The sequence below is a fragment of the Gammaproteobacteria bacterium genome (genome assembly GCA_037388465.1).
GTDB lineage: Bacteria > Pseudomonadota > Gammaproteobacteria > SpSt-1174 > SpSt-1174 > JARRKE01.
Map to the genome: position 1 here is coordinate 1 of JARRKE010000113.1, position 4876 is coordinate 4876.

At 64.5% G+C, this 4876-nt stretch carries 8 protein-coding genes; 2 read left to right on the plus strand and 6 right to left on the minus strand.

The genetic code is table 11. The features are described 5' to 3' along the window. From P8Y64_13535 to rpsF, 5 genes are all read right to left on the minus strand, one after another. Positions 1–1152, minus strand: a 1152-nt coding sequence (locus P8Y64_13535) for an acetoin utilization protein AcuC (protein ID MEJ2061485.1), incomplete at its 3' end; no start/stop codon positions are given. A gap of 43 nt (positions 1153–1195) precedes the next feature. After that, entirely contained in the window at positions 1196–1642 is a 447-nt protein-coding gene (rplI, locus tag P8Y64_13540; GenBank protein MEJ2061486.1) for a 50S ribosomal protein L9, read from the minus strand. A gap of 22 nt (positions 1643–1664) precedes the next feature. Then, complete coding sequence (locus tag P8Y64_13545) at positions 1665–2561, minus strand: DUF2232 domain-containing protein (GenBank protein MEJ2061487.1); 897 nt, start codon at positions 2559–2561, stop codon at positions 1665–1667. Between the two features lie 43 nt (positions 2562–2604). Further along, entirely contained in the window at positions 2605–2835 is a 231-nt protein-coding gene (gene rpsR / locus P8Y64_13550; GenBank protein ID MEJ2061488.1) for a 30S ribosomal protein S18, read from the minus strand. A 40-nt stretch (positions 2836–2875) separates the two neighbouring features. After that, positions 2876–3304, minus strand: coding sequence for a 30S ribosomal protein S6 (gene rpsF / locus P8Y64_13555; GenBank protein ID MEJ2061489.1), 429 nt, complete (start codon positions 3302–3304; stop codon positions 2876–2878). A gap of 229 nt (positions 3305–3533) precedes the next feature. On the opposite strand from rpsF, the gene P8Y64_13560 reads away from it, so the two are divergent. Together P8Y64_13560 and P8Y64_13565 are read left to right on the plus strand one after the other, a co-directional pair. Then, a complete protein-coding gene (locus P8Y64_13560; GenBank protein MEJ2061490.1) occupies positions 3534–3878 on the plus strand; it encodes a rhodanese-like domain-containing protein in 345 nt (114 codons plus the stop codon). A gap of 239 nt (positions 3879–4117) precedes the next feature. Next, positions 4118–4516, plus strand: a complete 399-nt coding sequence (locus P8Y64_13565; protein MEJ2061491.1) for a hypothetical protein — start codon at positions 4118–4120, stop codon at positions 4514–4516. 17 nt (positions 4517–4533) lie between these two features. Here the strand turns inward: P8Y64_13565 and P8Y64_13570 are convergent. Continuing rightward, positions 4534–4876, minus strand: a 343-nt coding sequence (locus P8Y64_13570) for a TrmH family RNA methyltransferase (protein ID MEJ2061492.1), incomplete at its 5' end; no start/stop codon positions are given.

Genomic DNA, 4876 nt, shown 5'->3' on the forward strand with positions numbered 1-4876 from the left:
TATCAAGGCCGCGATCTCCGGGCGCACCTCCCCGTCCTGCGGCTGATCCAGGCGCGTCACGAAGAGCTGCTCGAAGTAATCCTCGTCCTCGTCCTGATCCCAGTCGACCTCGCGCAGCAGCGCCTGGCCCTGCGCGGGAATCCCGGCCGGCAGGCTGCGCCCGGAAAGCACGCCCCACAAGCCGGCCCAGGCGCGCGCCAGCACCAGCGGATGATAGCCGCCCCCGCCGACCGCCAGCAGGCGTGGCGTACCGTCGTCATGGGTCGGCGCGCTTTCCAGCACCTGCTGCGCCACGTCCAGGAAGCATTGCGTGCTGATGCGGAACTTGCCCAGCGGATCGGGCATCAGCATGTCGGTGCCGGTCTGCAGCACCACCACGTCGGGGCCGAAGGCCTCCCGCACCGCCGGCCAGAGCGCGTCGAACACCCGGCGGTATTCGGTGTCGTTGATGCCCGACGGCAACGGCACGTTGACCGCGTTGCCCAGGGGGCCCGTATCCGTCACGGCGCCGCCCTTGAAGGGATAGGCGTAACCGGTGTCCATGTGCAGGGACAGGGTCAGCACCTCCGGGTCGTCGCGGAAGGCGTATTCCACCCCGTCACCGTGATGGGCGTCGATATCCACGTACAGCACGCGTAGGCCTTCGTGACGTAAGCGGATGATCGCCAGGGCGGGATCGTTGAAAAAACAGAATCCCTGCGCCTTGTCGGGCATGGCGTGGTGCATGCCGCCGGCGGGACTGAAGGCCACATAACCCGCCAGCACCTGTTCGGCGCCCTGGATGCTGCCGCCGGTAGCGGTGGCCGGCGTGGCGAAGAAGTCCTTGAAATAGGGGTTTTCGAAGTTGCCGATGTTATGGCGGTCGCGGTAACGCTGCTTGACCTTGCCCAGCGCCTCGCAGCGCTGCATGGCCTCGACGTATTCGGGGGTATGAAACCAGGTCAGCTCGGAGACCAGCGCCTGCCGCGACGGCAGGTATTCGGTCCCGGACAGCGCCCCGTAGGCGCGGATCAGATCCAGGGTCAGGGAGACCCGGGGAATACCCAGCGGATGATTGTCGCCGTAGGAATGGCGACGGTAACGGCTGGCCGCGATAAAGCGCGCCTTGCGGTGCGCCTGCAGCTCGGCAGGCGCACCGTCGGACTCATCCACCCGGTTGAGGGCGCGATCGCTCACCGCAGATCGCGAAACGGCTTTACTCGGCTTCCACCACCACCTTGATGGTGGTCTCGACGTCGCTGTGCAGATGCACGGCCAGCTCGTACTCGCCGGTCACGCGGATCGGGCCTTCCGGCATGCGGATTTCGCGACGCTCGATCTCGCCGCCCGCCTCGTTCACCGCGTCGGCGATCTCGTGCGTGCCCACCGAGCCGAACAGCTTGCCTTCTTCGCCGGCGTTGGCCTTGATGGTCACCGTCATACCGGCGAGCTTCTCGGCACGCGCCTGCGCGGCGGTCAGCGCCTCGGCGGCGGCCTTTTCCAGCTCGGCACGGCGCGCCTCGAACTCGGCGATGTTCTCAGCGGTGGCGTACTTGGCCTTGCCCTGAGGAATCAGGAAGTTGCGTGCATGGCCGGGACGCACTTTGACCTTGTCGCCCAGACCGCCCAGGTTTTCAACCTTATCAAGCAGAATCACATCCATCGTCAGTCACCCTTCACAAAACTCATGAATTGTCGTTGCGCGGCCGGGCTTGGACCCGACTGCGAAAATCCGCAAAACTGTCCACCACGCCGAACACGGCCAACAGCAGAATCATTTGCGGCAACAGGAAAAACAGCAGCACATACAGCCCGAACAACCAGGCCCCGTTCATCGCCAGCCGGTAAACCAGGCCGTGCACCAGGGCCACACCCTGCAAAAAATACAGCGCCAGCGGCACCATCAGCAGCTCGACGAACAGCGGCTGGCGGAACACCAGCGAAACCACCACCAGCGCTATCACCATGAACGCCGGCCAATGGCCGAGGCGCAACTCGCGGAACTCCCTGCCGAACCCGCCTGGGTTGTACAAGGCCGCCTGCCAGTAACGCCCGATGAACATCGAGAGCGCCACGCCGATCGCCAGCGAACCGGCGAACACGCCGCTCATGTACTTGGCCGACTCCTCGAGCAGCTGCTTCTTCTGTCCGCCGTCGACCTCCGCCAGCATGGCGCCGAACATCTTCTCCATGGCGGTCTTCCACATGGCGGCGGGGTCATGGAACAGCAGATGAATCCCCAGCACCACCAGCACGCCCAGGATCAGCCCCGCCTGCAGGGTCAGGCTCCAGGAGGTCGTGGCCCTCAGCACCAGCGCGACGCCGATGATCGGCAGCCACTGGACCATGCCGTAGACCAGGCCGCCCACCGGGTTGCCCGTCATGGCCCACAGGATCCCGCCCATGGCCAGGCTGGCCAGCGCCGCGACGGTCACGCCCTGGTTGACGCCCAGACGCAGGGTCACCAGCGCCACCGCCGCACCGCTCAGCAGCGCGATGGGGGGCAGGACCAGGGACAGCGCCGCCAGACCGACCGTCGCGAGGACGGCCTGCCAGCGGCCGGCCATGATGAAGGCACCCATTCAAGGCTCTCCGCTGCGCGGGACGCGCCCGCGCGCACCGGCGTCAGCCGGTGTGGCTGTCGGTGTATGGCAGCAGCGCGAGATAACGGGCGCGCTTGACCGCGGTGGCCAGCTGGCGCTGATAACGCGCCTTGGTGCCGGTCACGCGGGAAGGCACGATCTTCCCGGTCTCGGTGATGTAGTTCTTGAGGGTGTTGAGATCCTTGTAGTCGATCTCCTTGACGCCCTCAGCGGTAAAACGGCAGTACTTTCTGCGACGGAAAAAACGTGACATAACCAATACCTCTTAAAGAATTAGGGATTCAGCAGGGGACTCAGGCTTCGGCCTCAGCCTTTTCCTCGGTGTCGGACTTGGCTTCGGTCGATTCCTTGCCGGAATCGGTCTCCTTGCTTTCCGGTGCGCGGCTGCTGGTATCGCTGTCGTCCTCGGACTTGGCGAGCGGGGACGCTTCGGTATCGGCCTGGTCACGCTTGATGATCAGGTTACGGATCACCGCATCATTGAAACGGAAGGCGCTCTCAAGTTCGGCCAGGGCGTCCTGATCGCACTCGATGTTCATCAGCACGTAGTGCGCCTTGTGAATCTTGTTGATGGGATAGGCGAGCTGACGGCGGCCCCAGTCCTCCAGACGGTGGATCACGCCGTTGCCGGCCTCGATCATGCTGCGATAGCGCTCGATCATGGCAGGCACCTGCTCGCTCTGGTCAGGGTGGACCAGAAACACGACTTCGTAGTGACGCATTGAATGCACTCCTTACGGGTTAAAGCCTCCCGACGCGCGGTGAGGCAAGGATGCCGGGGCACAGAGCCCCCTGAAAAGGGCGTGGATTGTACGGAATTCGCGCTCTCCGCGCAATCCGGGGCGGCCGACCCCGCACAGGCGATTCCTGCCGGCAGCCCCCGCCCCACTTGAAATATTAGTCAAGCCTAATATACTAGCATCCATTGGTTGACTAAAGAGGTCAGGAAATATGTTCGGACCGAATTTCAAAGAGATCGATGCACGCGAGCTCGCCGGCTGGCTGGCGGACGAAAACCGGGACTTCCGCATGATCGACGTACGGGAGCCGCAGGAGCTGATGCAGGGCAGCATCCCCGGCGTCGAGGCCATGCCCCTGTCCAGCCTGGGCAACCGTCTGGGTGAGATCGACCGGGAGCGTCCCGTCGTTTTCATCTGCCGCAGCGGCGCCCGTTCCGGCCAGGTCTGTGCCTACCTTGCGCAGAACGGCTACGAGAACGTCATCAACCTGCGCGGCGGCGTGATCGGCTGGGCCCAAAGCGGCTTCCAGTTCGAGGCGGTCAGTCAGATCGCCTGACCCGTCTGCCCGATGTCTCTGCAAACGGCCCCGGTGTGAAAACGCCGGGGCCGTTTTTGTTTGTACCCCCCGACGACCGACAGCCTACTGGCCCGACGAACAGGGGTGGCTATACTCGACCGGTCGCTTTGCCGATAGCAGCGCCCTGCGAAGCAACTGCCTTAATACATGCCGCCGCAGCAAAGGCGGCGCGAAACAAACCGGACCCGGATAAAACGAACAAGCACGGAGGAAGATCCATGAAACGTCTTGCGTCAACCCTCGCGCTCACGCTGATCCTGAGCATTGCCGCCACCCTGCCCGTTCTGGCGGATAACGCCACGCAACAAAAGTATCCTGACGTCGTCGGCGTCAAAGTGCAGGCCAGCGGCGCCGACACGTTCGATTTTGCCGCTACCATCTCCTCTCCTTACGACACACCACAGCGCTATGCCGATGCCTTTCGGGTCATGAACGCGGACGGACATGTGTACGGCGTGCGCAAACTGCTGCACGACCATGGCTACGAGCAGCCGTTCACCCGCAGCCTGTACGGCGTGAAGATTCCGGCCGGGGTGCAGACGGTCGTCGTTCAGGGGCGCGATCAGAAATACGGTTACGGCGGCAAGACCAGAACGGTCAAACTGCCCGGGCGCTGAGCCGGCCGCGTCAGGCCTCAGCCCCGCTGGCGCACCGCCTCGAACAGGCACACGCCGGTGGCCACGGAGACGTTGAGGCTGGACACGCTGCCCTGCATGGGAATGGCGACCAGCTGATCGCACTGTTCCGCGGTCAGGCGGCGCATGCCCTTCCCTTCCGCCCCCATTACCAGCGCCAGCGGGCCGGCGAGATCGGTTTCATATAGCGAGGCGTCTGCCGCGTCGCCGGTGCCGACGATCCAGATCCCCTGCGACTGCAGCTGCTTGAGGGTGCGCGCCAGATTGGTGACCTGTATCAGCGGCACGCGTTCGGCCGCGCCGCTGGCCACCTTGCGCGCCACCGGCGTGAGGCCGGCGGCC

Bases quoted from the DNA above. Each gene is read 5' to 3' on its own strand.
- rplI (MEJ2061486.1), bottom strand. From the start codon at position 1,642: ATGGATGTGATTCTGCTTGATAAGGTTGAAAACCTGGGCGGTCTGGGC.
- P8Y64_13545 (MEJ2061487.1), bottom strand. From the start codon at position 2,561: ATGGGTGCCTTCATCATGGCCGGCCGCTGGCAGGCCGTCCTCGCGACG.
- rpsR (MEJ2061488.1), bottom strand. From the start codon at position 2,835: ATGTCACGTTTTTTCCGTCGCAGAAAGTACTGCCGTTTTACCGCTGAG.
- rpsF (MEJ2061489.1), bottom strand. From the start codon at position 3,304: ATGCGTCACTACGAAGTCGTGTTTCTGGTCCACCCTGACCAGAGCGAG.
- P8Y64_13560 (MEJ2061490.1), top strand. From the start codon at position 3,534: ATGTTCGGACCGAATTTCAAAGAGATCGATGCACGCGAGCTCGCCGGC.
- P8Y64_13565 (MEJ2061491.1), top strand. From the start codon at position 4,118: ATGAAACGTCTTGCGTCAACCCTCGCGCTCACGCTGATCCTGAGCATT.